Origin of the sequence: Stenotrophomonas indicatrix (assembly GCA_041545745.1) — a bacterium.
GTDB classification, from domain to species: Bacteria; Pseudomonadota; Gammaproteobacteria; order Xanthomonadales; family Xanthomonadaceae; genus Stenotrophomonas; species Stenotrophomonas indicatrix_A.
The window spans coordinates 3,612,504-3,637,190 of the sequence record CP168152.1 but is presented as its reverse complement, the minus strand read 5'-3'; the positions used below and the strand labels follow the sequence as shown (position 1 = coordinate 3,637,190).

Genomic DNA, 24,687 nt, shown 5'->3' with positions numbered 1-24,687 from the left:
CATCAGCGCCGCGCGTAGTCGACCAGATCGGCTGGATAGTGCGGGCAGGTGCGCAGCACGGCATCGTCGCCACCGTAGACGACCACCATCGCAGCCACCTCCAATGCCCAGTAGCCCCAGGCGTTTGGACCGATGAGTCGCCGGCTCCGCTTTTGTGCCTTCGGAGCAAGCTGGAAAAAGTCGCGGTACTGCGTCTGCAGATAGCCGGTCAGCAGGGAAGGATCGAATGCTTCGCCCTCGCGCAAGGGGGCGAACAGGCTCGCGAATGGCCGAGGGTGGAAGATCTCGTCGCTGGCCTCGACCAAGCCCAGAGCGGGGGCGCTGACGTAGTCGAGTACGCGGTCGGTATCGAAGCAGAGCACTTTTTCCACCAGCGCGGGCAGCAGGTCCTGTGCGCCCAACAACGGGCCCAGGGCAAGCAACTGCAGCGCGTACTCGTAGTGCTGTGCCGTACGCGGCTGTAGCGAGGCGCCCACGGCAACGGCGGATCCTTGTTGCTGCAATGTGTGCTGGGCTGCGGCCAGCAAGTGCGCATGGTCCAGCCACAGCGCCGCCACTTCGATGTAAATCTGGCGCAGCACCGCCCCGTCAAACCCGCGATCGATGCCCTTCAGCAGCAGATTGCTGCTGGCCTGTGCGGCCGCTTCCCACGCGAATGCGTGCTCCAGTGCCAGATGCCCGTCTGCCTGCAGTACGTCGAGCCGATCATCGCGACGCACGTGGCGAGACAGCTGCGCGAGGTTCCCCTCCCAGTCCGCCTGCCAATCGCTCAACCGCAGCGGGCGCCGGGGCGTGGCATTGGTTTTGGGCAGGGCCTTCCACTGGGGCAGGCAATCGATCAGCTGGTTTTTAGAAGACATGATGCGCCGCAGGGAGAGAGCTGGGCGCGATTCTAGCGGCAGGGCTCTTATCCATCATTCGTCACGGTGGAAAAACACTCAGAAGAGATTCAAACAATCCGCATTCGCCTCTGTCGAGGTCTTCGCTAGTGTGGTGCTCTTCTCAACGGAGCACACAGGCATGGATTGCAGGGATGACGTCGTTACCACACTGCATCAGATATTCCTTTCCGCCGGCACCGGTTCGGCCAAGCAGATCGAAGCAGTTCGCGCGCTGGGGCGTGCGGGGGGTCCGAAAGCCGGAGCGCTGCTCAGCCTGATCTACCGTGACGCCTTCAGCGGCTCGACCCTGCAGATGGCCTGCATCGGCGCGTTGGGCGAAGCCGCGCGCGGCTATCGGCAGTCGCTGTCCGCCACGGAATGAGGCGCGCGCGGGGCACGCAACCGGGCCGTTGCGCAGCATCATCCAGACGCAACGCCGCCACGCTATGCTGCGCGCCTGCCGACCGATCCCACTGCGATGAAGCTCGCCATCCTGTCCCGCAACACCCGGCTGTACTCCACCCGTCGGCTGGTCGAGGCCGCGCGCGCGCGCGGCCACACCGTGCGCATCCTCGACCCACTGCGCTGCTACATGCGCATCGCCGCGGACGGCTTTTCCATGCACTACAAGGGCCGGCCGATGACCGGCGTGGACGCGGTCATCCCGCGCATCGGCGCCTCGGTCACCCGCTATGGCACCGCCGTGCTGCGCCAGTTCGAACTGATGGGCGCGCGCACGCCCAATCCCTCCGACGCGATCCTGCGCTCGCGCGACAAGCTGCGGGCGCACCAGTTGCTGGCGGCCAAGGGCATTGATATGCCGGTCACCGTCTTTGGTGACAACCCGGATGACACCGTCGACCTGTTGTCCATGCTCGGCCCGCCGCCGCATGTGGTGAAGCTCAATGAAGGCACCCAGGGCCGTGGCGTGATCCTCACCGAGAAGGCCAGCGCCTCGCGCGGCATCGTCGAAGCGCTGCGGGGGCTGTATGCCAACTTCCTGATGCAGGAGTTCATCGGCGAGGCCAAGGGCGCCGACCTGCGTTGCTTCGTGGTCGGCGACCAGGTGGTGGCGTCGATGCAGCGCCAGGCCCCGGAAGGGGATTTCCGCTCCAACCTGCACGCTGGCGGCACCGCCGTGGCATCCAAGGCCAGCCGGGCCGAGCAGCAGGTGGCGGTGCGTTCGGCCAAGGCACTGGGGCTGGGCGTCTGCGGGGTGGACCTGATCCGCTCCGAGCGCGGCCCGTTGGTGCTGGAAGTGAACTCCACCCCGGGCCTGGAAGGGATCGAGGCCGCCTGCGGAGTGGATGTGGCCGCACGCATCATCGAGCACGTCGAGAAGATCAAAAAATCCTGATATTTCAGTAGCTTGAGATTTAATTCAGGCAAGGTTGGCGGGTTTAACACTGCTTTAATCGCCCCGGGCGTAGCCTTCAACGAACCGCAGCTCTGCCTCTCAGCAGGATCGGTATCGGGATACAACTTCAGGCTCAGGCGGGTGCACCGCCTGGGTCTTTTTTATGCCCAGTGTCCCCCTGCCAAGGGGCCCTTGTGGGCACGTGGGGACACTCGTAGAGTTGGCCTTCGTTCCGAAGGATCGGGAGGTTGGCGATGTACCGCACCACGATGATCGTGCTGTTGCTGTGCCTGCCTGGCGTTGCACTGGCCAAGCCGGAAAAGGCGGCTGTGCAGATGGACCGCCAGACCCCGGTGGCCGAGCAGGTCCGCCAGGTCGAAAAAGCCCTGCAGCAGGGCGACTACAACGAAATCTCCGCCGAAGACCGCAGTCAGGTCCAGCAGGCACTGGTGCGGATCACCCAGCGGATGGGCGGCCGCCAGACCGTCCAGGAGCTGCCGCCGCAGGTGCAGAACGACGTCTTCAACGATCAGGAGCGGGTCAACAGCATCCTGACTCGCGCCCACGACGACAGCCGCCAGATCTGCTCGTACCAGCGCACCACGGGCAGCAACATGCCCAAGAGCCGTTGCCTGACCGTGGCCGAACGGCGCCGCATCGAAGAGAAGGGCAAGGCCCTGCTCAACGACCAGCGCACCTACAGCAACTTGAACCCGGATTCCAAGCTTTAAAGCCGCCTGCACCCTGCCGGCCAGCACTTGCTGGCAGAGCGCGCATCCGCATACAGTCGGCGTTCACCTCAGACAGGGATTCGTTTGTCATGAAGCATCCAGTTATATCGGCGGTTCTGGTTTCGGCGTTGGCCCTGGTCGCTGCCTCGGCAGGGGCCAAGAGTGCCGAAGAGGTATTCCTGCCGGGCAAGCCGCTGCTGCAGCAGGTTGAGCGCATCGAGATCGAGCTCAATGACGGCGAGACCTATTCCGAACTGCGCCAGGAAGAGCGCGGCAAGGTCCGCGAGACCCTGGTTCGTATCCGCGCCGCCGCCGAGCAGTACCCGACCAAGGACGCGATGCCTGAATCGGTACGAACTGAGGTCTTCAACGATCAGCAGGTCGTGAACACCGTTTTGACACAGGCGCGTGAAGATAGTCGTCTAATATGCCGACGTGAGAAGACCATTGGTTCCAACATGTCGTCCACGCAATGCATGACCGTCGCCGAGCGTGCTCGGCAGAAGGACAAGGCACAGCGCGATATGGGCCAGGCCCAGCGCGTCGGTAAATTCGTCAATTAGAGGTGACAGTGAGAATCCTGGTAATCGAAGACAACAGCGACATTGCGGCCAATCTGGGCGACTACCTCGAGGACCGGGGCCACACCGTGGACTTCGCTGCCGACGGAGTGACTGGGTTGCATCTGGCTGTCGTGCACGAGTTCGACGCGATTGTCCTGGATCTCAACCTGCCCGGCATGGACGGTATCGAGGTCTGCCGCAAGCTTCGCAATGAAGCGCGCAAGCAGACCCCGGTGCTGATGCTGACCGCGCGCGATTCGCTGGACAACAAGCTGGCCGGCTTCGATTCCGGTGCTGACGACTACCTGATCAAGCCGTTCGCGCTGCAGGAAGTGGAAGTGCGTCTGAACGCCCTGTCGCGTCGCGGCAAGGGCGTGCAGACCCGCGTGCTGGAAACCGGTGACCTGGAATACAACCTGGACACGCTGGAAGTGCGCCGCCAGGGCAAGCTGCTGCAGCTCAACCCGACCGCACTGAAGATCCTGCAGGCGTTGATGGAAGCGGCCCCGGCCGTGGTCACCCGGCAGGAACTGGAAACCCGTGTCTGGGGCGAAGAGCTGCCGGACTCCGATTCGCTGCGCGTGCACATCCATGGCCTGCGCGCCGTGGTGGACAAGCCCTTTGAAGTGCCGATGATCCAGACCCGCCATGGCATCGGATACCGCATCGCCACGCCGGAAGCCTGATTCGGTGGCAAGCAAGGGGGAGCGCCGGCGCACGCCTTATCGGCGGCGCCTGCGCAGCCGCATCATCGTCTCGTTCGTGTTGTTGGGCTTCTGCCTGACGACACTGTTCGCGTTCGCCACCAACTGGGCCCGCATGCGGGTGGAAAACCAGCTGGTGGAAGACGTGATGAACCGCAACATCAGCGAGTACGTGCGGCGTTATTACGAAAGCCCGGACCGCAACCCCGACCTGCCGGTGCAGCAGATGCGCGCGCGCCTGATCAAGCCGGACAAGTTCGAGGCCCTGCGCGAGGAAGAGCCGGACTGGTACGAGTTCAAGGACGGCCTGTACAACATGGGCGGTGTGGACGAGCGCGGTGAGCGCTATTCCTACAAGCTGGCCGTGCGCAAGACCCCCGATGCCTGGGCGTTCCTGGCCTACGACATGACCGACAGCGTTCGCGGTGGGCAGCAGCTCAACCGCGCGCTGTTCCTGTCGGTGCTGGTGTTCAGCCTGCTGTCGCTGGTGCTGGGCTGGTGGTCGGCGTCCAAGGTGATGAAGCCGGTGTCGGATCTGGCCGCACGCCTGCGTGCGTACCGTGGCGGCACCAGCGACCCCGAACCCTTGGCGCCGCGCTTCCCCGATGACGAAGTGGGGCAGCTGGCGCAGGCGCTGGATGACTATTCATCGCGGCTGACCGAAGTGGTGCAGCGCGACCGTGAGTTCAACGCGGACGTCAGCCATGAGCTGCGTACGCCGCTGGCGGTGATCCGTGGCGCCACCGAACTGCTGCTGACCCGCCCGGGCCTGGATGAGAAGGTGCTGCAGCGCCTGCAGCGCATCCAACGTGCCGAGCAACAGTGCAGCGATCTGATCGGCGCGTTGTTGCTGCTGTCGCGCAACGAACGCGGGCAGGGCAGCAGCAATGTGGCCCGTGTGGCCGAACAACTGCTGGACGCGCATCGCGCGCAGTTGGGTGGCAAGCCGCTGGAACTGCATCTGGATGGCGAACGCGATCTGGTCATCGATGCCCCCGAAGCGGCGTTGTCGGTGGCGCTGGGCAACCTGATCGGCAATGCGGTGAAGTATTCGCAGGATGGCGAGGTGCGCGTGCATGTGGGTGCCAACGCCGTGTCGGTGACCGACAGCGGGCCGGGCCTGAGCGAGGAAGATGCCGCCAAGCTGTTCCAGCGCGGCTATCGTGGCACCCATGCTGGCCACTCGCAGGGCGGCGGCATCGGCCTGTCGATCGTCAGCCGCCTGTGCGATCTGTACGGCTGGCAGGTAAGCGTGCGCCCGGGCGGCGCCCGCGGCGTGATCGCCACACTGACGTTCTCGCCGAAGCCGCTGTAATCCCTTCTGGCTGCTGCTTCGGTGGGTGCCGACCTTGGTCGGCACGAATCCTCCCGTCGCCGAAATCTCCCACTCGGCGCGAAATGTCGCATGCAACGCCAATGCAGCTTTTGCGAAGGCGCGGCGTTTCTGGTCCAGCACGACACCTGCGTGATGCATTCCGCGCCCTGCGCGTGTCACACCGCACGGTTCCGCAGACGGTTGGCCCACATGGCGTTTTCGCCTCATGACCGCATCACATGCAACTGGCGAGATGGCATGGCTGGGGTCATCGCCCTGGCCGGGATTGGCGTCCTGAATAAACCTGACAATTCAACAGCTCCTGATGCGCCCAGGCCATCATGGAAAATGCACCGCATGCTCTTGCTTCGGCGGGCGGTGCGTGGGGACTCGCAAGAGTCCGCTGGAGTCTTTTTCCTTGCTGTTGAGTTGTTGGGTCTCCGGTACGCCAACCCGCACCGTCCGCCACCTCGCATCCGCGGGTGGCCTTGCCGTCTGCGAGGAGCACTGCCATGTCTACACGCACCACCTATCCGAACCTGCGCCGCCTGGTCGGCGAATCCGCCGACCAGTTGCCGGCCGACATCGCCGAACGCATCGAAGACGTGCTGGCCGAACCCAGCGACCTGCTGCCGGCACTGATGGCGCGCATGGATGGCCGCGACAACGCCGATGGCCAGACCCGGCAGGGCGCCGGTCTCACCCCGACGCAGGCGGTAACCCTGGCCAGCCTCAGCCGCACCCTGGCTGGTCTCAATGCGCTGATCCAGATGCTGCACGCCGCCGAAGCGGCACGCGTGCAGGGCAGCGCAGGCCAGCAGCTGCCGCCGGACGTAGTGGAGGGCCTGTTGCTGGCCGCCCGCGAACTGGCCCGCTACGCCCGCCAGCAGCTGGAGTAGATCCACGCCATGCGTGGATGTGCGTTCGCGCGGTGCTGGTGAAGTAGATCCACGCCATGCGTGGATGCCATTCGCGTGGTGCCGATAGACCTGCCGGCTATCCGGCCGCCAACGCCAGATACCGCGCGTGCAACCGCTCGACCTGCGCCTGCAGGTCATCCGGATGACCATCATTGACGACCACGTCGTCGGCCAGCGCCAGGCGCTGCGCGCGGCTGGCCTGGGCGGCGATCATCTGGTCGGCCAGCGCGGCGTCGATGCCGTCGCGCTGCATCAGCCGGGCGTGCTGTACCGCCTCGGGCGCATCCACCAGCAGCACCCGGTCCAGCCACGGGTAGGCCATTCGTCCGCCCACTTCGGTCAACAGCGGGATCGCCGCCAGCGCATAGGGGCTGGCGGCCTGCTCGCACTGCTGCTGCATCAGCCGGCGGATGGCCGGGTGGGTGATCGCTTCCAGCGCCGTCCGCTCGGCCGGGTCTGCAAAGATGTGGGCACGCAGACGCGCCCGGTCCAGGCTGCCGTCGGCCAGCAGCATGTCTGCACCGAAGCGCTCTGCAATCAAGGCGAGGGCAGGGTTGCCCACCGCCACCACTGCGCGCGCGGCCAGGTCGGCGTCGGCCACGACAATCCCCAGCGCCTCGAAGCGCCGGGTCACCTCACTCTTGCCCGAGGCGATGCCGCCGGTCAGGCCAACCACATACTGGCTCATGGGGACTCCCCTCAGCGCAGCCCGCTCATCACCAGATACTGGTTCAACAGCGGCTCGCCCCACATGAAGAACAGCCAGCCGGCCAGGGCCAGATAAGGGCCGAACGGGATCGGCGTCGCCCGGTCACGGCCACGGCTGTACAGCCAGATCGAGCCGATGATGGCGCCCAGTACGGACGACATCAGGATGATCGGCAGGATGCCCTTCATCCCGCACCAGGCGCCCAGCGCGGCCAGCAGCTTGAAATCGCCGTGGCCCATGCCTTCCTTGCCGGTCAGCTGCTTGAACAGCCACCACACCGACCACAGCGACAGATAGCCCAGCAGGGCGCCGAGCAGGGCCGGCTTGGCAGGCATGTACAGGTTGTCGATGCTGCCTATCAACCCCAGCCACATCAGGGGCAGGGTCAATTGGTCCGGTAGCAGCTGGGTGCGCAGGTCGATGCCGGACAAGGCGATCAGGAAGCAGGTCAGCACGATGGCACCGAAGCCCTGCCAGCCGAAGCCGAACTGCCACACACAGGCCAGCACCATCACCGCGGTCAGCGCTTCCACCAGCGGGTACTGGATGGAGATGGGCGCCTTGCAGTGGCGGCACTTGCCGCCCTGGATGATCCAGCTGAACAGCGGGATGTTCTCGTACCAGGCCAGCTTGTGCTTGCAGTGCGGGCAGTGCGACGGCTCCACCACGATGCCCGGCGGGGGCGGCTCGTAGAAGTCCGGCTCCTCCAGCACTTCGCGCGCATCGCGCTTCCACTGCCACTCCAGCCGCTTGGGCAGCCGCAGGATGACAACGTTCAGGAAGCTGCCCAGAAGCAGTCCCAGGCCGGCCGCAGCGGGATAGCCGAGGCCGGGATGCTGGTCGAGAAATGCCATGTATGTGTTAGACCACCGAGGCCAATTTGAAGATGGGTAGGTACATGCCGATGACCAGTCCGCCGACGATGATACCAATGAACACCATGATCATTGGCTCGAGCAGGCTGCTCAGTGCGTCCACGGCATTGTTAACTTCCTGCTCATAGTACTCAGCCACCTTGAACAGCATGGCATCCAGGGCACCGGCTTCTTCGCCGATGCCGGTCATCTGGATGACCATGTGCGGGAACAGAGCGGTCTGCTTCATGGCCATGTTAACCGGGTAGCCGACCGAAACGTCGTCGCGCATGCGCAATACGGCCTGCTCGTAAACCGAATTTCCGGTAGCGCCCGCCACAATGCCTAATGCCTCCACCAGTGGTACACCGGCCTTGAAAGTCACTGCGGTGGTGCGGGCAAAGCGGGCGATCGAGCTGTTATGCATGATCTGGCCTATCACGGGCACCTTCAGGATCAAACGATCCATGCCGTGCTGCATCTTTGGTGAGCGTTTATATGCCATGGTGAAGCCGACGATGCTGCCGACGACGACGATCGCGATCAGCCACCACCAAGAGACCATGAATCGGGACGCGGCGACGATCATCTGGGTAAACGCAGGAAGATCGGCGCCAAATCCCCTGAAAACGTCTTCGAACTGAGGGACAACCCAGATCAGCAGGATCGAGCTGACCAGAAGTGCCACCGCAATGACCATCGCAGGATAGAACAGGGCCTTCTTGATCTTGCCCTTCAGGGCCTCGATGTTCTCTTTGTAATTGGCTACGGTATCAAGCACCGTCTCCAATACACCAGCGCCTTCACCGGCCCGCACGAGGTTGCGATACAGCTCGTCGAACTGCACCGGGTGCTTGCTGATCGCTTCATGAAGAGATGAGCCGCCCTCGATATCCGTGCGGATGCCATCCACCATCTTCTTCATGCGTGGGTTCTTGTGCCCGCTGGCGATGATATCCAAGGCACCGACAATAGGGACGCCCGATTTCATCATGGTGGCCATCTGCCGACTGAAGAAGGCAATATCCTTCGACGAAATCTTGCTACCGGCAGTACCGAACAGCGGTTTGGGCTTGAGCTTCACCGTGCCGGGATTGATGCCCTGGCGTCGCAGCTCTGCCCGAAGCAGATTAGCGTTCTTCGCGGCCTGCTCCCCCTTCATCTTCACGCCCCGCTTGTCGGTCCCCTCCCAGACAAACGGCTGCAGCTCCGTGGTGCTACGCGCCACGGGTTCCTTCTTGATCGCACTGCGACTGACAGACATGTTGGCTCCCCAAGACCCGCCATCCCCAGGCGGGCATCTAGCGGCTGATGGTAGCGGGTTCACGCCCGTCTGGGCAGTTGGAGAGTGGGCCGGAATGCAATTTCGTGCCGGCCGCCGACCAAAGGTGACGCACTGCGTCACATTGCCGCGTTCATCGCAGTTTCGAACAGGGGGGGTTCCCATCGGCAAAATTACTGCCATCATGGGCACGGGGAAATCTAGGGGGAGGCGTGCCGGGGTTGGCACGCTACCTGCGTTGATTCACCCGCAGGGCACAGGATCCGCTCAACCGGCCCAATGGTCGGCTAGGTTCTGCGCGCTGATCAAACCACCACTATCTTGGGGATGTACCAAATGAAGAACCAGAAGGGCTTCACCCTTATCGAACTGATGATCGTCGTTGCGATCATCGCCATCCTGGCGGCCATTGCGCTGCCGGCGTATCAGGACTACGTCGCACGCTCACAGGTCTCCGAAGCGATGACCTTGAGCTCGGGCGCGAAGACCGCTGTGACCGAGTACTACGCCGACAAGGGTGCTTTCCCGACCTCCAACGCCATGGCTGGCCTCGCTGGTGCGTCGTCGATCAGCGGCAAGTACGTCGCCAGCGTGACCGTGGGCGCAAGCGGTGTTATCACCGCCAAGATGAAGGGTGCGGGCTCGGTGAGCTCCAAGGTTGCCGGTGGCGACTTCGCGCTCGTCCCGGCGGACGCTGGTGGCTCGATCACCTGGGACTGCAAGAGCGCCTCCACGACCATCGACGCCAAGTACCGTCCGTCGTCCTGCCGTTAATCACGCAGTCGGCATAGCGGTAATGGGAAAGGGCCGCTCTGCGGCCCTTTCTTTTTTTGGGGCACGGGGAGTTTTATTCGATGCGAAGTATGCCTGCTCAGCGACTGCTGTATTCGGCAGGTCTCGTCCTTTTGACGCTCGTGGGGGGGATCGTCTATTGGAACGGATTGAATGGGGGATTCATCTTTGATGACTTTCCAAATCTGGTGGACGATCCGGATTGGCGCCTGACATCGCTGGACGCAACATCCGTCGTGCAGGTAATGGGTAATGGGGTCACCGGTGATGTGGGGCGGCCGTTGGCGCTGCTCAGCTTCGGCCTCAACTATTACTTCACCGGTTTGGCGCCTTGGCCGATGAAGGCAACAGGTTTGGCCCTGCACCTCCTGAACTCGGGATTGGTTTTCGCGTTGGCGTCTGCGCTGTTTGGGCGCGTACTTCGCGTTTCGGCGGTACAGGTGCGCCTGATGGCTTTTGCGGTCGCCACTGTATGGATGGTTCATCCATTGCAGGTGTCGACTGTTCTTTACATTGTGCAGCGTATGGAGATTGGAGGGGCGACAGGTGTTCTGATCGCACTTCTTTGCTATCTGAAAGCGCGCAGCAGTATTCCTTGGTCCCGAGCGGCGTTTTTCTGGTGGTGCAGCACCGCGCTTGGGGCAGTCATTGGAGTGGCCTTCAAAGAGACCGCAATACTCATCCCGGCTTATACATTGCTGCTTGAGGTGTTCGTGCTCAAGTTCCGGAATTCGGATGGAGCACGTGCTCGTGCATTGTTCCTCATGTATGCCTTGGGGGGGCTGGGCGCTGCAGTACTGTACTTTACGGTAATCCTGCCTGGCGCCTTGGTGCCAGAACGCTATTCCGCACGTGATTTTAGTTTGGCAGGGAGGTTGTATTCGCAGCCGGGAATTCTGTTGAACTACATTCAGCAGATCGTGCTTCCCTGGCCGGAGTCACTGAAATTCTATTATGACAATGCGGAAGTCCCGCCTTCTTGGCGGTCGTCTGCTTTCATTGTACCGATGCTGGCGCTGGTCACGCTGTCGAGTGTGGTCTGGGTGCTGCGCAAGCATTGGCCACTGACGGCGCTTGGCATCGGATGGTTTTTTGTCAGTCACTTGCTGACTAGCAATGTCGTGCCACTGGAGCTGGCTTTCGAGCATCGCAACTACCTGGCAATCGCGGGTATTGCTCTTGCTCTGGCGCAGCCGCTGGCGGCGCTCATGGGGAGGTGGACCATTGAAGCACGCCGTACAGTCGTGGTGGTCCTGCTTTTGTTCGTTGCCACGATGGGGTGGGTCCAAGTGCAGACGTGGGCAGATCCGATGCGGCTAGCCCTCACTCTGTCCAACCGTAACCCTGATTCGTCGCGAGCCGGTTATGAGCTTGGGCGAGCGCTGCTGGCATCCTCACCTGCCGACCCGGCCTCCCCAGCCTGGGCTCTGGCTGAGAAGGAGTTCGCGCATGCGGCCTCCTTACCCGGCAGCTCGCCGCTTCCGGAGCAGGCGCTAATCATTCTCAGCTCGCATCAGGGGCGTGCGCAGTTGCCGGAGATATGGGCCTCGCTTGAACGAAAAATATCAAAGCGAGCATTGGGGCCGCAGGAAGTCGGGGCGCTGGAGGCGATCGTCGCGTGCCGGGTTGAGGGGGGATGCAGGCCAGCGAAGGAGCAGGCGTTGGTTACCCTGTTGTCGAGCGCAACTGCGGAGAATCCTCGTTCATCCAAGGTCCGGGTGATCTTTTCCAATTATGCCTTCAACGTAATGAAGGACCCGCCACTGGCGATGAAGCTCATTCGTGAGGCAGTTCAGATTTCTCCCCGGGACCTCGGGTGCCGGCTATGGCTGCTCAGGATGGGGTTGGCATCGAACTTGCTTGAAACCGATGAGGCCAGACAAGGATTGGGGATCTTGCGGGCTGCCAATCATCGCAAAATATACGACCGGGATATCGCGAGCCTGGAACACTGGCTGGCGGCGAGCCAGCAAAAAACGGGGGAGTAATAGATGCAGCAGCGTGGTTTTTCCTTGATCGAACTCATGATCGTGGTTGCGATCATTGCAATCCTGGCGGCTGTCGCACTGCCTGCGTACCAGGACTATGTCGCGCGAGGTCAGGTGGCTGAAGGGCTTTCACTATCAACCGGGGCAAAGGAGGCAATCGCTACCTATTATTCCGACCATGGGCAGTTTCCTGCTGATAACCACGTCGCGGGAATGGCGCCGCCGGCGTCGGTCTCTGGAAAATTCGTCCGATCGGTGACGGTCGACAACACTGGTTCGATTTCGGTGGCCTTCGCATCTTCAGCCAGCGCCAAGATCGCCGGGCAAACACTGATTCTGACGGCGACCGACACGAATGGTTCGGTGAACTGGTCCTGTGGCGGCCTGGACGCCAGGTATGTCCCTACATCCTGCCGCTAGACAGTAGCTCGCGCTGATCCAACTCCGGGTCCGGATCCGGAGTTCAACGCCCAATTGAACGACTTGCTTCTGCCAGAAGAGCTTCCATCTGAATGGCTCGTTCTTTCCAGTCGAACGCGCTCAGACCATCACTCGAAAGCGGCGTTCGAAGCTGAAGCTCGATCGCCTCAACGAGGTCATTGACGTTGCCGGGAGCATATGTGTGGAGTGCATCTCTGCCGATCAAACTCGTATCGCCTACGTCCGCGGCTACGATTGGCACACCACAAGCAATCGATTCCGCCAGTTTAAGTGGATAGCAAAAGCGCCCAAACGCGGATTCACGATTGCAGACGATCGACACATCGAGTGAATTGATCAGCAAGGGGACCCGCTCCCAGTCGATGACACCAAGGTCGATGATCCTCGGATGTGGGTAGCGTTGAACGGTGGCATCCCTGGGACCGGCAATGACGAGCTGGATATCTGAGTGGCGCTCTGCAAGTGCGTGGAATGCCCGGAAAAGGTCCTCAATGCCCCGGCTTTGATCGAGGGCACCGGCGCAGCCAACCAGGCGAGCTTCCGCAGGCAAGCCAAGCATCTCCCTGCAGGTGCGGCTGTTGATCGGATGAAACAGATCCCGACGCACCCCGTTCCCGATGACATGAACCGGCGCATGCGTTGAAAGAGTGGTTCTCATCTCGTCAGCCAAAGCATGTGTTACTGCGCTGATTGCCGTTGAGCCAGCACATGCGCGACGGAACGCGGCACGCAGGCCGGGGATCCGGGTGAGTCCGAATGATTCGTAGTTGTCGTAGAGATCCACAACATGGGGGGTCTGGATATGCTTCGCCAATCCCCCGCCGAGCACTGTGCATGGAGCATCAGAGCTTGTCAGTAGTACATCGACGCGGTGTTGCTGGTGAAGTCGCCTGATGGCACGCTTCAGCTGCATGGCCTTGAGCGAAAGAGCATTGATGGAGCTCCATCGAACCCCCGCCGGAGATAGGAAATTTCCGGCAATTCGATGCCGGTAGCTCAGCGCAATTCCACTGACGGTATGCCCGCGACGTGCAAGTGCTTCCGGGATCTCCCAGAGTCGCCCATAACGGTCGTCGATGAGATCACGTCCGGTGTACTGCCGCTTGCAGAGCATAAGAACGTGCATGGACGGACCTGTATGGAAAATCAAACGGGTAGTGCATCATCATGGGCCAGTTGAAGGTGAGAAGTCACCTACGAGGTGGGTTATGGGATTTGCAACAGCGCTGAGACGGATGGGTAATCAGCTCCGCCTTGGGGAGCGGCCGGGTTGGGTGCAGAGCACCCTGCGTCGCCTGTTCCGTCACGCCCAAGGGCGGCAGACCATACGCGACTTCGATGGCCGGTTCATGATGACCCTGGATCTGGCCGAACATATGCAGCGTCGTATGTTCTGGATGGATTACTACAACCTTCGCCTGGTCTCCCTCCTCGACCGCCTCCTTGAGCCGGGCATGATCGTGGTCGATGTGGGGGCAAACATTGGGGAGATCAGCCTGGTCTGTGCGAATCGTGTGGGCAGCACGGGCCGGGTCGTCGCATTGGAGCCAATTGCCGGAATTGCTGACGAATTGCGGTTGAACGTAAGCCGTAATGGGCTGCAGGGCGTAGTGCAGATCCATCAGCAAGGTCTGGCGGGACAGGCTGGCCGGCAGGCGATCTATGCATCCTGCGGGCAGCACGATTTGAATGAAGTCAATCAGGGACTTGGGAGCCTGCATGGAACCGACGGCGTCGACCAATGCATTGAAATGGTCGACATCACCACACTGGACGAACTTGCTCAGCGTGTCGGTCTGTCACGGTTGGACCTATTGAAGGTCGACATCGAAGGCGGTGAGCTGCCCTGCCTGCAAGGTGGGATTGAAACCCTACGGCGCTTTCTGCCGGTGATTGCGGTAGAAGTGCAGGAGCATTCCAGCCTGGCGGCGGGATACCAAAGTCGAGAGATCCTGGAGCTGTTGTCGCCATTGGGCTATCGATTCCATCGCCTGGAGTCGATGGGACGCTTGGTTCGGATCGACGTCGAGGATCTGCGTGATTATCAGGATGTGATTTGCATCGCAGGATCGGTTCGAGCCTGGGAGGTTGCATGATCTGGCTGCTGACCAGTCGCTGGGAAGCGGGTGGCCTGGAGCGCGTGCAACTGAATCTGTCGCGCCGCTTCATCGAGCTGGGGCATGCGGTCCGTATCGTTGCAGGTCGTGACCTCGGTGGGCCCGGAGGCAGTCGCGAGGTTGAATTCATTGCTCGCCGTGGCGCCTGGCAGCTACTTCTGAGACTCCCGTGGCGCATTCGACGCGAGCGGCCGCAGGTTGTGGTCACGACCTCCAATGACATTGCGGTATGGGTCACATTGTGGCGTCGTCTCCTCTATCCTTCCACGGCAATCGTTGTGGCCCAGCATCTTTCCCTGTCAGGACCAAGACGGCGGGCGCGCGGATTCACCAGGTTCAAGCTGGAGTTGATTCGTGGGGCGATGCGCGCGATGGTGGCGCGGTCCCAAGGACTGGTTGCTGTTTCTGGGGCCTTGGCGGCTGATATGGCGGATGAGCTCGGGCTCCCTCTTGCCGGAATACGGGTGATCCACAATCCGTTGATCCATACGGACAAGGTGTCGGCAAATCTCGCATCGCAGGCGTGGCCGTTCCCGGACGACGGTGTCCCGGTTTTTGTCTACGCGGGGCGCCTTTCAGCGGAGAAGCGCTTGGATCTTCTTTGGGAGGCATTTCAGCAGGTGCGAGTCACCCATCGGGCTCGTTTGCTCGTACTGGGGCAGGGGCAGGAAGGCGTGCGTGTGGCACGATGGATTGAGGGGAGCAGTTTTCAGAGCGACTGTGCGCTGCCAGGGCGAGTGGAGGATGTGCTGCCCTGGATGGTTCGAAGCACAGCGCTGGTGTTGCCGTCAGACTACGAGGGGTTTGGCAACGTGCTGGTCGAGGCCATGAGTTGCGGAGTGCAGGTGATTGCTACCGATTGTCCGCACGGCCCTTCGGAAGTTCTGGGGGGAGGTCAGTTCGGTCAACTGGTGCCTGTGGGAGATGCCTCTGCATTGGCCGCGGCCATGCGGAATGTACTGGATGGAAGGCTGCGGGTGGAGGTTGAAACTCTCCGCGAACGCAGCAGGGCATTTTCCGTCGACGTAGCGTGCGAGGCGTATCTCGAGGTTTTCAGCTCGGCAAGTGCGCGACTTCACGACCAGGACTGAAAATCACCGTCAGCCACGCGGCCGCTGCCATCAGTGTTTCGGCGATGATGATCATCCAAACCGCTCCCAACAGGCCGTGCGTAGGAACCCGCGCGGCGGCGATCATCGCCATGATCACCAGCCCGAGAGCCTCGATGACGAATCGGTGAATTTTCATGCCGCGTCCAATCAGGACATTGCAGGCGATCTGTCGCAGGCTGTAACCGATAACGAACAGGCCCATCCATTGCAGGCCCGCGATGGCAGCGGAAAATTCCATGCCGAGTAGAGAGGGCAGGGTGCTGGCGGCACACCACAGCACGACGCCTCCCAGCGTGCCATACCCTGTCGCGGCCAGAATCATTGAAATGATCAAGCGGCGATACTGGGGGGTCATTCGTTGCGCCCGGAACAAGTGTGGCATTGCCGACATGACCATTGCATCGAGTGGCATCGCAATCACTGCCGCGATGCGATAACACGCGGCGTACAAGCCGGCAATCTCGCTTCCGCCTGCATGCAGGACGAAGGACTTGTCCAGCGTGGTTACCGCAACAGCAGAGCTCCATGCGGCGGCGTGTCCCGTGCCATGCAGCAAGTCGCTGCTTTCGATGTGCATGCTCGCTGGGTCGGGATGCAATATGCCCCGTACCAGTATCAAGGCTAGCACCGCGCTGCATGCCGAAGAGACCAGATGCAACGTCAGATAGACCGTCAGATCGTGGTCGACCGGCAAAAGGCCGAAGATGCATATCGCAGCAAGCCTCGAGGCTGCGTTCAATGCGGGAAGGGCAGCTGCCCAACCCATGCGATCATGGGCCGAGAAGGCAAATGCCGCATTGGTAATGATCGGGAATGAGATGATTTCCGAAAGCGCGATCAGGCAGAGTGCGGGCCATGACAGCAGGCCTGCGGTCAAAAGCAGAAAGGACAAGGAAAGCGGTACTGCACTCAGCACGCAGAGCAATAGACTTTGCTTCCAATAGCGGGGGAACTGCGTGTGGTCTGCAGTGCTGTATTGATACATCAGCATGCCGCCACCGAGCCCAACCAGACCGGCAAGCGCTGACGCGGTGCCAATCGTGCCGGAGAACAGGCCGTAGTTGTTTGCTCCCAATACGCGGGCGCCGAGGATGATCCACGCGGCCAGACATGACATCCGCACGCCCTGCCAGAACATCACCAAAATTGAGGTTCTGGCCAGGTTGCCAAGGCGCGGCAGCCTAGCGGACACCGGGCGTCTCCATGATGGCTCTCAGTTGCTTCGCATAGTCTGCAGCGACCCGTGCATGGTCGAAGCGGGCTACCAGCGCGGGCCGTTGCGTTTGCGCCCACGCTTGCGCCTGCTCTGGCGCGTCGAGCAACTCGATCAGAACTTTCGCCAGCGCATCCGCGGATCGCTGCGTGGCCAGGTAGCGGGGTGGACCACCTGGGAATGCGTCACGCACCGCAGGCACGTCTGTGGTGACGACGGGGCATCCGCAACCCAGCGCTTCCACGGTAACCAATCCGAGCCCTTCCTGATCTCCGTCTCGGGCTTCGATGAAAGGAGCCACTAGCGTTGTTGCGCGTTGGTAGTAGGCCGGCAGCGCGCTCTGTGACACAGGGCCCATGAAGCGGACGTGCTGTTGCAGGCCCAGTGCTGCCACTTGAGATTCCCGTGCAGGGAGTTCTGGCCCATGCCCGATGACGGTGAGCGTGACCCGGGAATGGCGAGCCAGGACCGTTGGCAGGGCATCAATCAGGTACGCCAAGCCCTTCTTCTCGACCAGCCTCCCGACGAAAAGCAGTTCGTCACGCGCGCGTTCCAGTGGGGAGGGGACGAAGCGGTGCTGAAGATCCACGCCCATGGGTGAAACTGACAAGGGCAGGTCCGCCGCAAGGGCGCGCAAGGGCGCCACCATCGCTTGACTGACGACACTGGCCGCTTGGGCCCGAGCGAGGGCAAAGCGCTTCATGGCCTGGAACAATGGCGCGCGCAGTGAAAAGAGATCGCCCCCGTGGGAGGTCATCAACATCGGAGGGCGGAGCCGTTTCGGCAACAGAGCACTGGCAAGACCCTGAGGAATGATCCAATGGACATGCAGGACCCGATGGCGATGACGCTGCAATTCGCGCCGCATGGCCCACCATTGGGCCAGAAGAAAGGTGGGTACCAGCGCCAACGTCCATGGGCGGCGGCGGAGGTTGGAAGTGATGCCTCCACCATTAACCAGCTGTTCCATTGCCTCGGGCGCGTATCGATAGCGAATGACCTGGACTCCATCCAGTCGCTCGCGGGTGACCGCGCCCGGGGCATGGGGGCATAGCACCGTGACTTCGAAGTCACTGGTCAGGCGTTGGCTCAAAGCGTGTACGAACCCAGGTTCGGGATCGCCAGCCCAGCGCGGATAGGTGGACGCAACAACCAGCAATCCCGGAAGGGCTGCAGCCTGTACGTCAGCCTCTGTCACGGCTGTGAGTCCTTCCGCGATGCCAAGTAGGTAAGACCCGTGATCTGTTCCGACACCAATCCGATCAGGAAGATGATCACCGATGCGCTGAACAGCAACGTGCTCATGTTGGTGAAGCGGTGCATGGTCGCGAACGTGTATCCATAGTAGCCCAGGCCCAGCATGAAGAACGCCAGTGCTACCGGGGCGAACAGCTTCAATGGGGAATACAGGGTGGCGATCTTGAAGATGATCAGCAGGAAGCGGATGCCGTCCTTGATCGGTCGGATATGGCTGCCGTTGCCCACACGTTTCGCGACGGGTATCGGCACATAGGCAACAGGATAGGCGCTTCGGAAGAAGGCCATGGTGCTGGTTGTCGGGTAGCTGAACCCATTGGGCAGCAGATGCAGGAACTCACGGAACCGTCCTGCGCGTACCGCACGGAAGCCTGAGGTGAGGTCCATTACCTTGAAGCCAGTCATGTGGCTGGCCAGCCAGTTGTAGAAGCGATTGGCCAATCCGCGATGAACGTTGGCTTGGCCGCTGCTGTCGCGCGCACCAACGACCATGTCGTAGCCCTCAGCCAGCTTGTCCAGCAAGGCACGGATGTGGGCCGGATCATGTTGACCATCGGCGTCCATGAACACCAGGATGTCTCCGCTGGCGGCGCGTGCGCCACGCTTGATCGATGCGCCATTGCCCATTGAGTAAGGGCTGGAAAGGACCTGGGCGCCCTGTTCGCGGGCAATGATTGCCGTGGCATCGGTTGAACCGTCATCGACGACGATGATCTCCGCATGCGGGTAGTGCTGACGAAGCGTCGGCAGCGTGCGAAGAAGGCCTTCGGCTTCATTCTTGGCCGGCAGGATGATGCTGAGCTGATTCAAGGTGTGTCCCCATTTTCCCCAGCGCAATGTTACTCCGCTACGATGTATGAATGGGGCAGGAAGTGCACGGACGCGTAGGGGGAGAGGATTCGCAGGACTGACTGGGGGGTATGAGCGCGACGGGTTCCAAACATGTGGTCCGATGGGATGTTGAACGGCCCTTGACGGCGCTATCATCTCCTGGGGAGTCAGGATCGTGCCTGCCGGGCTGGGAGTGCCGGGCAAGGCTGTGTTGCTCATGGATTGGCGATGCCGTCGGCCGTTGGGTCGCGACAGGTTCTGCTGCCCCGCGCTGTGCCCTTGGAGGGCACACCGCACCGCCAGACCCATGAGCCAAGGATTTCTATGAACGCCGTTACCACTGCCAACCTCGTCGGCATCACCGGACTGGCCCGCCGCCTGGTCCAGGACGGCGCGCTGGATGAGGTCGCCGCCCGCGATGCCATGGCCAAGGCCACCGCCGCGCGCCAGCCGCTGCCGACCTGGTTTGCCCAGAACAAGGTGGTCGGTGCTGCGCAGCTGGCGGCCGCCAATTCGCTGGAATTCGGCATGCCGCTGTTCGACGTGTCCACGTTCGACAGCAGCCAGAACGCGATGAGCCTGGTCAGCGAAGAGCTGCTGCGCAAGCACAACGTGCTGCCGCTGTTCAAACGCGGCGGCAAGCTGTTCGTCGGCACCAGCAACCCCACCCACTCGCTGGACGAGATCAAGTTCCACACCAATCTGGTGGTTGAACCCATCCTGGTGGACGAGGACCAGATCCGTCGCACGCTGGAGCAGTGGCATGCCAGCCACGACACCATGGGCGATGCGCTAAGTGGCGACGATGACGGCATGGCCAACCTCGATGTTGGCGGTGGCGACGACGACATGGCCAGCACCGACAGTGGCATCGACGCCAAGGGCGACGATACCCCGGTGGTCAAGTTCATCAACAAGGTGCTGATCGATGCCATCCGCAAGGGGGCGTCGGATATTCACTTCGAGCCCTACGAAGACGACTACCGCGTGCGCCTGCGCATCGACGGCCTGCTGAAGATGGTCGCGCGCGCACCGAACAAGCTCAACCAGCGCATCGCTGCGCGCCTGAAGGTGATGGCGCAGCTGGATATCGCGGAAAAGCGCGTGCCGCAGGATGGGCGCATCAAGCTCAACCTGTCCAAGACCCGTCAGATCGACTTCCGCGTCAGTACGCTGCCCACCCTGTTCGGCGAGAAGGTGGTGCTGCGTATCCTCGATGGCAGCGCGGCCAAGCTGGGCATCGACAAGCTGGGTTACGAGCCGGACCAGCAGAAGCTGTTCCTGGACGCCATCCACAAGCCGTACGGCATGGTGCTGGTAACCGGCCCGACCGGTTCGGGCAAGACGGTGTCGCTGTATACCGCGCTGGGCATCCTCAACGACGAGACCCGCAACATTTCCACCGCGGAAGATCCGGTGGAAATCCGCCTGCCGGGCGTCAACCAGGTGCAGCAGAACAACAAGCGCGGCATGACCTTTGCCGCGGCGCTGCGCTCGTTCCTGCGACAGGATCCGGACATCATCATGGTCGGCGAAATCCGCGACCTGGAAACTGCCGAGATCGCGATCAAGGCTGCGCAGACCGGCCACATGGTGCTGTCCACGCTGCATACCAACGATGCGCCGCAGACCATCGCGCGCCTGATGAACATGGGCATTGCGCCGTACAACATCACCAGTTCGGTGACGTTGGTGATCGCCCAGCGCCTGGCGCGCCGCCTGTGTTCGAACTGCAAGCGCCCGGCCAATCTGCCGGAGCATGCGTTGCTGGCCGAGGGCTTCACCCAGGCGCAGCTGGACGCGGGCATCGAGCTGTATGAGGCGGTGGGTTGCGATGAATGCACCGAGGGCTACAAGGGCCGTACCGGTCTCTACCAGGTGATGCCGATGACCGACGAGATCGCGAGTATCGTGCTGGCGGGCGGCAACGCGCTGCAGATTGCCGAGGCCGCGCAGGCGATCGGTGTGAATGACCTGCGGCAGTCGGCGTTGAAGAAGGCGGCTGCGGGTGTGACCAGCCTGGCCGAGATCAATCGCGTCACCAAGGATTGATGCAGTAGATCCACGCCATGCGTGGATGGCGGTCAGCTCCCAGCAGATCCACGCCATGCGTGGATGGCGGTCAGCGTCCAGTAGATCCACGCCATGCGTGGATGCGCGGCCAGCGACCAGTAGATCCACGCCATGCGTGGATGCACGGTGCATGAGGTTGCCGGCCAGCGGCCGGCACTACCACTTCGACGCAGAGCGTCCAGTAGATCCACGCCGTGCGTGGATGTGCGGTCAGCGTCCAGTAGATCCACGCCATGCGTGGATGCGCGGTTCAGGAGGTTGCCGGCCAGCGGCCGGCACTACCTATTCCATCCCCAGCTTCTTCAGCTTGTAACGCAGCGCGCGGAAGGTGATGCCCAGCTGCGCCGCGGTACGGGTCTTGTTCCAGCGGTTTTCTTCCAGCGCGCGCTGGATGGCACTGCGCTCGAGCTGCTCGATGTACGAGGGCAGGGCGGCGCTGCCAGGGTGCAGGTCGACCACGGCTTCGGCATGGGCGGCGCTGCCCGGTGAGCGCGGTGCATGCTGCGGCAAGCGCAGGTCGTCAGCACCGATGCAGTCTTCCTCGGCCAGCGCCAGCGCGCGTTCCAGGATGTTCTCCAACTCGCGCACATTGCCGGGGAAGCCGTACTGCGCCAGTGCGTCCAGCGCCGAGGGCGCCAGCAGCGGGGTGGCGCGGCCATGGCTGCGGGCCAGTCGCGCCAGGATCGAGGCGGCCAGCGCCGGCAGGTCCTGGCGGCGCTCGCGCAGTGGCGGTACGCGCAGTTCGATCACATTGATGCGGTAGTAGAGGTCGTGGCGGAAACGCCCGTCTTCGACCAGCTCGGACAGATCCTTGTGGGTGGCCGAGAGAATGCGCACGTCCACCGGTTCTTCGCTGGGAGCGCCAACCGCGCGCACCGATTTCTCCTGGATCGCACGCAGCAGCTTCACCTGCATCTGCAGCGGCAACTCGGCCACTTCATCCAGGAACAGGGTGCCACCGTGCGCGGCCTGGAACAGTCCCGGCTTGTCGGCATGGGCGCCGGTGAAGCTGCCTTTGCGGTGGCCGAAGAACTCGCTCTCCATCAATTCGGTGGGGATGGCGCCGCAGTTGACCGGCACGAACGGCCCGGCCGCGCGTGCACCCTGTGCGTGGATGGTGCGTGCGACCAGTTCCTTGCCCACCCCGGATTCGCCGAGGATGTAGACCGGTGCCTGGCTGCGCGCGACCTTGCCGATGGTGGCGCGCAGCACGTCCATGGCCGGTGATTCGCCGAGCAGGCGCGCGGCCTGTTCTACGGCGGGGCCGGTAGCGGGGCGTTCGCTGTTGTTGAGTTCCAGCGCATGCTTGACCAGGCCGCGCAGCACGGTGATGTCCACCGGCTTGCTGACGAAATCGAACGCGCCCGCCTTCAGTGCTTCCACTGCCAGGTCCATGCTGCCGAAGGCGGTGATCATCGCCACCGGCGTGCGCGGATAATGCTGGGCGATCTCGCTGACCAGTTCGATGCCGTTGCCATCGGGCAGGCGCATGTCGGTGATGCACAGGTCATAGGGATTGCTGGCCAGCAGTTCGCGGGCTTCGGCGAGGTTGGCGGCGGTGCTGATGCGCAGACCCATGCGGCCGAGGGTCAACACCAGCAGTTCGCGGATATCGCGTTCATCGTCGACGACGAGGGCGCTGCGGGTTTCGTTCATGGGTGGGAAAGATAGCCGAGGGGGTGGAATGCGACAAATGCTTGACGCACGAAATCAGTCCGGAAACAGGGTGTGCGGGCCGGGCAGTACCAGGCGGAAGCAGGAGCCGCCGGCGGGCACGGGGATGTAATCCAGCCGCGCCTGGTTGGCCCTGCACAGCTCGCGGGCGATATAAAGGCCCAGGCCGGTGCCGTGCTCGGAGGTGGTGAAGAAGGGGCGGAACAGCTGCGCGGCGACGGTTTCGGGAATGCCGGGGCCACGGTCCATCACGTCGATCACCGCACTGCGTTCGTGCTGGGCCACGCGCAGCCGTACGCGCGCGGGTTGCTCGCCGATGCGGCCGTACTTCAGGGCGTTGTGCACCAGCACGGTCAGCACCTGGTACAGGTGGCGCGGGTCGACCTGGGCCGGCACCGAGGTGTCGTTGATGATCGGCTCGATGCTGTCGGTTTCCAGCGTCTGCCCCTGCTTGTACTCCAGCACGAAGCGGCGTACGAAGGCGGCCAGGTCCACGTTTTCCGGATTGGCGCGTTCGCGCCGGGCCAGGCCCAGCACGCTCTCAACGATGCCGTTGGTGCGTTGGCACTGTTGGTGGATGATCTGCAGCAGGCGACGGTCGCTGTCGTTGAAGCCGGTGCCTTCTTCCAGCAGCTGCACGGCGTAGTTGATGGCTGCCAGCGGGTTGCGGATCTCGTGCGCGAGGCTGGCCGAGAAGCGTCCCATCGCCGACAGGGTGAGCGATTCGGCGCGGCGCGAAACCACGCTGGAGTCATCCAGGAACACCAGCACCAGGTCGCTGCCGGCCAGCAGGCGGGCGAAGCGCGGTTGCACTTCCGGCTGGTCGGGGTTGAGCTGCAGTGGCATTTCGTCCTGCGCCCAGCCGTTGCGCCAGCGTTGCAGGCGGCGGGCAAGTTCGGGGGCGACGCTGGCCAGGTCGAGGCGGCCGGACTCGCCGTTGCCATCACTGTCGCCCAGCAGGATCGAGGCGGCTTCGTTGGCCAGGGTGATGCGGTTGTTGGCGTCGACCACGACCACGCCGGTACGCATGCGGCGGATGATCAGTTCGTTGATCTGGAACAGGTTGGCCACTTCGTCGCCACGCTGGTTGGCCAGCTGCTGGTTGCGGCGCGCGCGGTTGCCGACCTGGTAGCTGATGAAGGCCAGCGCCAAGTAGCTGGTGGTGAACATTGCCAGTTCGGCCAGGGTGCGGGTGGGGTCGCCGCCTTCCAGTACCTTCCACAGGTATTCGGCGGCGGTGGCGACGCTGGCGGCCAGCGCCAGCACCAGTCCCCAGCTGAGCGGCAGCAGGGTGGCAGCGGCGGCGATGTTGAACAGCAGCGACATCGAGATGCCGGCGCTGGCGCCGGGCAGGGCGTGCGCCAGCAGGCTGGCGGCAATGATGTCCAGCAGCACGCCGCCGACGACGATGGGCCGAAGCCAGCGTTCGTTGCGGCCGATCACCAGCAGCAATAGCGACAGCAGCAGGTAGGCGGCGCCCACGCCGTTGGCCAGGCGCGGGTGGTGGGCTTCGCCGACCATGGCCGACAGCGGGCTGTAGAGCAGGGCAGCGATGACCGAGGCGATCAGCACCCGGTACAGGGCGAAGAAATACAGCTCGCGCCGCGGTATCGATTCGATGCGGTCGATCAATGAAGCACTGGGTGACACGCCGGAACTCCCCTTCTGGCTGCCTGGAACTGGATCATGCCGGCGGTGGGCCGAACCTTCCCGACGTCCCCCGATCGTCGGATCTGCTCGCTGCCCGGTTGCCGGCACCGTGGGCTCGAATTTACGGGGCCAGTATAGGGCGCCTGTACCGGGCTGGGCTGCGCAATCGACCCGGGCCCGCCTTTGGGCGGCGAGCCGGGCCGTGCCGCAACTACCTGAATGA

Annotated in this window: 23 protein-coding genes; 13 read left to right on the top strand and 10 right to left on the bottom strand. The window is 62.7% G+C overall.

What is annotated here, in order from left to right; translation table 11 throughout:
* Nucleotides 1–2 precede the first annotated feature (2 nt).
* Nucleotides 3–860, bottom strand: a complete 858-nt coding sequence (locus ACEF39_RS16590; protein ID WP_500285850.1) for a PoNe immunity protein domain-containing protein — start codon at nt 858–860, stop codon at nt 3–5.
* Nucleotides 861–1,020: 160 nt separating this feature from the next.
* Between ACEF39_RS16590 and ACEF39_RS16585 the strand changes: the two genes are divergently transcribed.
* The 7 genes from ACEF39_RS16585 (at nt 1,021) to ACEF39_RS16555 (ending at nt 6,450) form a co-directional block, all read left to right on the top strand.
* Nucleotides 1,021–1,263, top strand: coding sequence for a hypothetical protein (locus tag ACEF39_RS16585; RefSeq protein WP_500285849.1), 243 nt, complete (start codon nt 1,021–1,023; stop codon nt 1,261–1,263).
* Between the two features lie 96 nt (nt 1,264–1,359).
* Nucleotides 1,360–2,238, top strand: coding sequence for a 30S ribosomal protein S6--L-glutamate ligase (gene rimK, locus ACEF39_RS16580; RefSeq protein ID WP_025874283.1), 879 nt, complete (start codon nt 1,360–1,362; stop codon nt 2,236–2,238).
* A gap of 254 nt (nt 2,239–2,492) precedes the next feature.
* Nucleotides 2,493–2,969 (top strand): hypothetical protein, encoded by a 477-nt coding sequence (locus ACEF39_RS16575; protein WP_500285848.1) that lies wholly within the window; start codon nt 2,493–2,495, stop codon nt 2,967–2,969.
* An 89-nt stretch (nt 2,970–3,058) separates the two neighbouring features.
* Nucleotides 3,059–3,532: a hypothetical protein gene (locus ACEF39_RS16570; RefSeq protein WP_025874285.1), complete on the top strand. Its 474-nt coding sequence runs from the start codon at nt 3,059–3,061 to the stop codon at nt 3,530–3,532.
* Nucleotides 3,533–3,540: 8 nt separating this feature from the next.
* On the top strand, nt 3,541–4,218 hold the full coding sequence (locus tag ACEF39_RS16565; protein WP_025874286.1) for a response regulator transcription factor: 678 nt from the start codon (nt 3,541–3,543) through the stop codon (nt 4,216–4,218).
* Entirely contained in the window at nt 4,181–5,551 is a 1,371-nt protein-coding gene (locus ACEF39_RS16560; RefSeq protein WP_100460170.1) for a sensor histidine kinase, read from the top strand. Before ACEF39_RS16565 ends, ACEF39_RS16560 begins: the two co-directional genes overlap by 38 nt.
* Before the next feature lie 512 nt (nt 5,552–6,063).
* Nucleotides 6,064–6,450, top strand: a complete 387-nt coding sequence (locus tag ACEF39_RS16555; RefSeq protein ID WP_100553386.1) for a hypothetical protein — start codon at nt 6,064–6,066, stop codon at nt 6,448–6,450.
* Between the two features lie 97 nt (nt 6,451–6,547).
* Here ACEF39_RS16555 and coaE read toward each other — a convergent pair whose 3' ends face one another.
* From coaE to ACEF39_RS16540, 3 genes are read right to left on the bottom strand one after another with little or no spacing between them, the layout of a single operon-like run.
* Nucleotides 6,548–7,159, bottom strand: a complete 612-nt coding sequence (gene coaE / locus ACEF39_RS16550) for a dephospho-CoA kinase (protein ID WP_500285847.1) — start codon at nt 7,157–7,159, stop codon at nt 6,548–6,550.
* Between the two features lie 11 nt (nt 7,160–7,170).
* Entirely contained in the window at nt 7,171–8,034 is an 864-nt protein-coding gene (locus tag ACEF39_RS16545; RefSeq protein ID WP_089236602.1) for a prepilin peptidase, read from the bottom strand.
* 7 nt (nt 8,035–8,041) lie between these two features.
* The gene (locus ACEF39_RS16540; protein ID WP_500285846.1) at nt 8,042–9,298 is read right to left on the bottom strand and encodes a type II secretion system F family protein; all 1,257 of its coding nucleotides are present in this window, start codon (nt 9,296–9,298) and stop codon (nt 8,042–8,044) included.
* A gap of 354 nt (nt 9,299–9,652) precedes the next feature.
* Here ACEF39_RS16540 and ACEF39_RS16535 point away from each other — a divergent pair, with 354 nt between their 5' ends.
* From ACEF39_RS16535 to ACEF39_RS16525, 3 genes are all read left to right on the top strand, one after another.
* Nucleotides 9,653–10,090, top strand: coding sequence for a pilin (locus tag ACEF39_RS16535; RefSeq protein ID WP_500285845.1), 438 nt, complete (start codon nt 9,653–9,655; stop codon nt 10,088–10,090).
* 80 nt (nt 10,091–10,170) lie between these two features.
* The gene (locus ACEF39_RS16530; RefSeq protein ID WP_500285844.1) at nt 10,171–12,096 is read left to right on the top strand and encodes a hypothetical protein; all 1,926 of its coding nucleotides are present in this window, start codon (nt 10,171–10,173) and stop codon (nt 12,094–12,096) included.
* A 3-nt stretch (nt 12,097–12,099) separates the two neighbouring features.
* Nucleotides 12,100–12,516 carry a pilin gene (locus ACEF39_RS16525; RefSeq protein ID WP_500285843.1) on the top strand — a complete coding sequence of 139 codons (417 nt, stop codon included), beginning with the start codon at nt 12,100–12,102 and terminating at the stop codon, nt 12,514–12,516.
* A 43-nt stretch (nt 12,517–12,559) separates the two neighbouring features.
* On the opposite strand, the gene ACEF39_RS16520 is transcribed toward ACEF39_RS16525, so the two are convergent.
* Nucleotides 12,560–13,663 carry a glycosyltransferase family 4 protein gene (locus ACEF39_RS16520; protein ID WP_500285842.1) on the bottom strand — a complete coding sequence of 368 codons (1,104 nt, stop codon included), beginning with the start codon at nt 13,661–13,663 and terminating at the stop codon, nt 12,560–12,562.
* Nucleotides 13,664–13,811: 148 nt separating this feature from the next.
* Between ACEF39_RS16520 and ACEF39_RS16515 the strand changes: the two genes are divergently transcribed.
* On the top strand, nt 13,812–14,633 hold the full coding sequence (locus ACEF39_RS16515; RefSeq protein ID WP_500285841.1) for an FkbM family methyltransferase: 822 nt from the start codon (nt 13,812–13,814) through the stop codon (nt 14,631–14,633).
* On the top strand, nt 14,630–15,745 hold the full coding sequence (locus ACEF39_RS16510) for a glycosyltransferase (protein ID WP_500285840.1): 1,116 nt from the start codon (nt 14,630–14,632) through the stop codon (nt 15,743–15,745). The genes ACEF39_RS16515 and ACEF39_RS16510 overlap by 4 nt, the downstream gene beginning before the upstream one ends.
* On the opposite strand, the gene ACEF39_RS16505 is transcribed toward ACEF39_RS16510, so the two are convergent.
* Genes ACEF39_RS16505 through ACEF39_RS16495 form a run of 3 tightly spaced genes read right to left on the bottom strand, consistent with a single transcriptional unit; the run spans nt 15,708 to nt 19,046 of the window.
* On the bottom strand, nt 15,708–16,958 hold the full coding sequence (locus ACEF39_RS16505) for a lipopolysaccharide biosynthesis protein (protein WP_500285839.1): 1,251 nt from the start codon (nt 16,956–16,958) through the stop codon (nt 15,708–15,710). The genes ACEF39_RS16510 and ACEF39_RS16505 overlap by 38 nt on opposite strands.
* On the bottom strand, nt 16,948–18,177 hold the full coding sequence (locus ACEF39_RS16500) for a glycosyltransferase (RefSeq protein ID WP_500285838.1): 1,230 nt from the start codon (nt 18,175–18,177) through the stop codon (nt 16,948–16,950). The genes ACEF39_RS16505 and ACEF39_RS16500 overlap by 11 nt, the downstream gene beginning before the upstream one ends.
* Nucleotides 18,174–19,046 carry a glycosyltransferase family 2 protein gene (locus ACEF39_RS16495; protein WP_500285837.1) on the bottom strand — a complete coding sequence of 291 codons (873 nt, stop codon included), beginning with the start codon at nt 19,044–19,046 and terminating at the stop codon, nt 18,174–18,176. Before ACEF39_RS16495 ends, ACEF39_RS16500 begins: the two co-directional genes overlap by 4 nt.
* 345 nt (nt 19,047–19,391) lie before the next feature.
* Here ACEF39_RS16495 and pilB point away from each other — a divergent pair, with 345 nt between their 5' ends.
* Nucleotides 19,392–21,119 (top strand): type IV-A pilus assembly ATPase PilB, encoded by a 1,728-nt coding sequence (pilB, locus tag ACEF39_RS16490; RefSeq protein WP_500285836.1) that lies wholly within the window; start codon nt 19,392–19,394, stop codon nt 21,117–21,119.
* Between the two features lie 303 nt (nt 21,120–21,422).
* On the opposite strand, the gene ACEF39_RS16485 is transcribed toward pilB, so the two are convergent.
* On the bottom strand, nt 21,423–22,796 hold the full coding sequence (locus ACEF39_RS16485) for a sigma-54-dependent transcriptional regulator (protein ID WP_500285835.1): 1,374 nt from the start codon (nt 22,794–22,796) through the stop codon (nt 21,423–21,425).
* 54 nt (nt 22,797–22,850) lie between these two features.
* Nucleotides 22,851–24,464 carry a sensor histidine kinase gene (locus tag ACEF39_RS16480; RefSeq protein ID WP_500285834.1) on the bottom strand — a complete coding sequence of 538 codons (1,614 nt, stop codon included), beginning with the start codon at nt 24,462–24,464 and terminating at the stop codon, nt 22,851–22,853.
* Between the last annotated feature and the right edge of the window lie 223 nt (nt 24,465–24,687).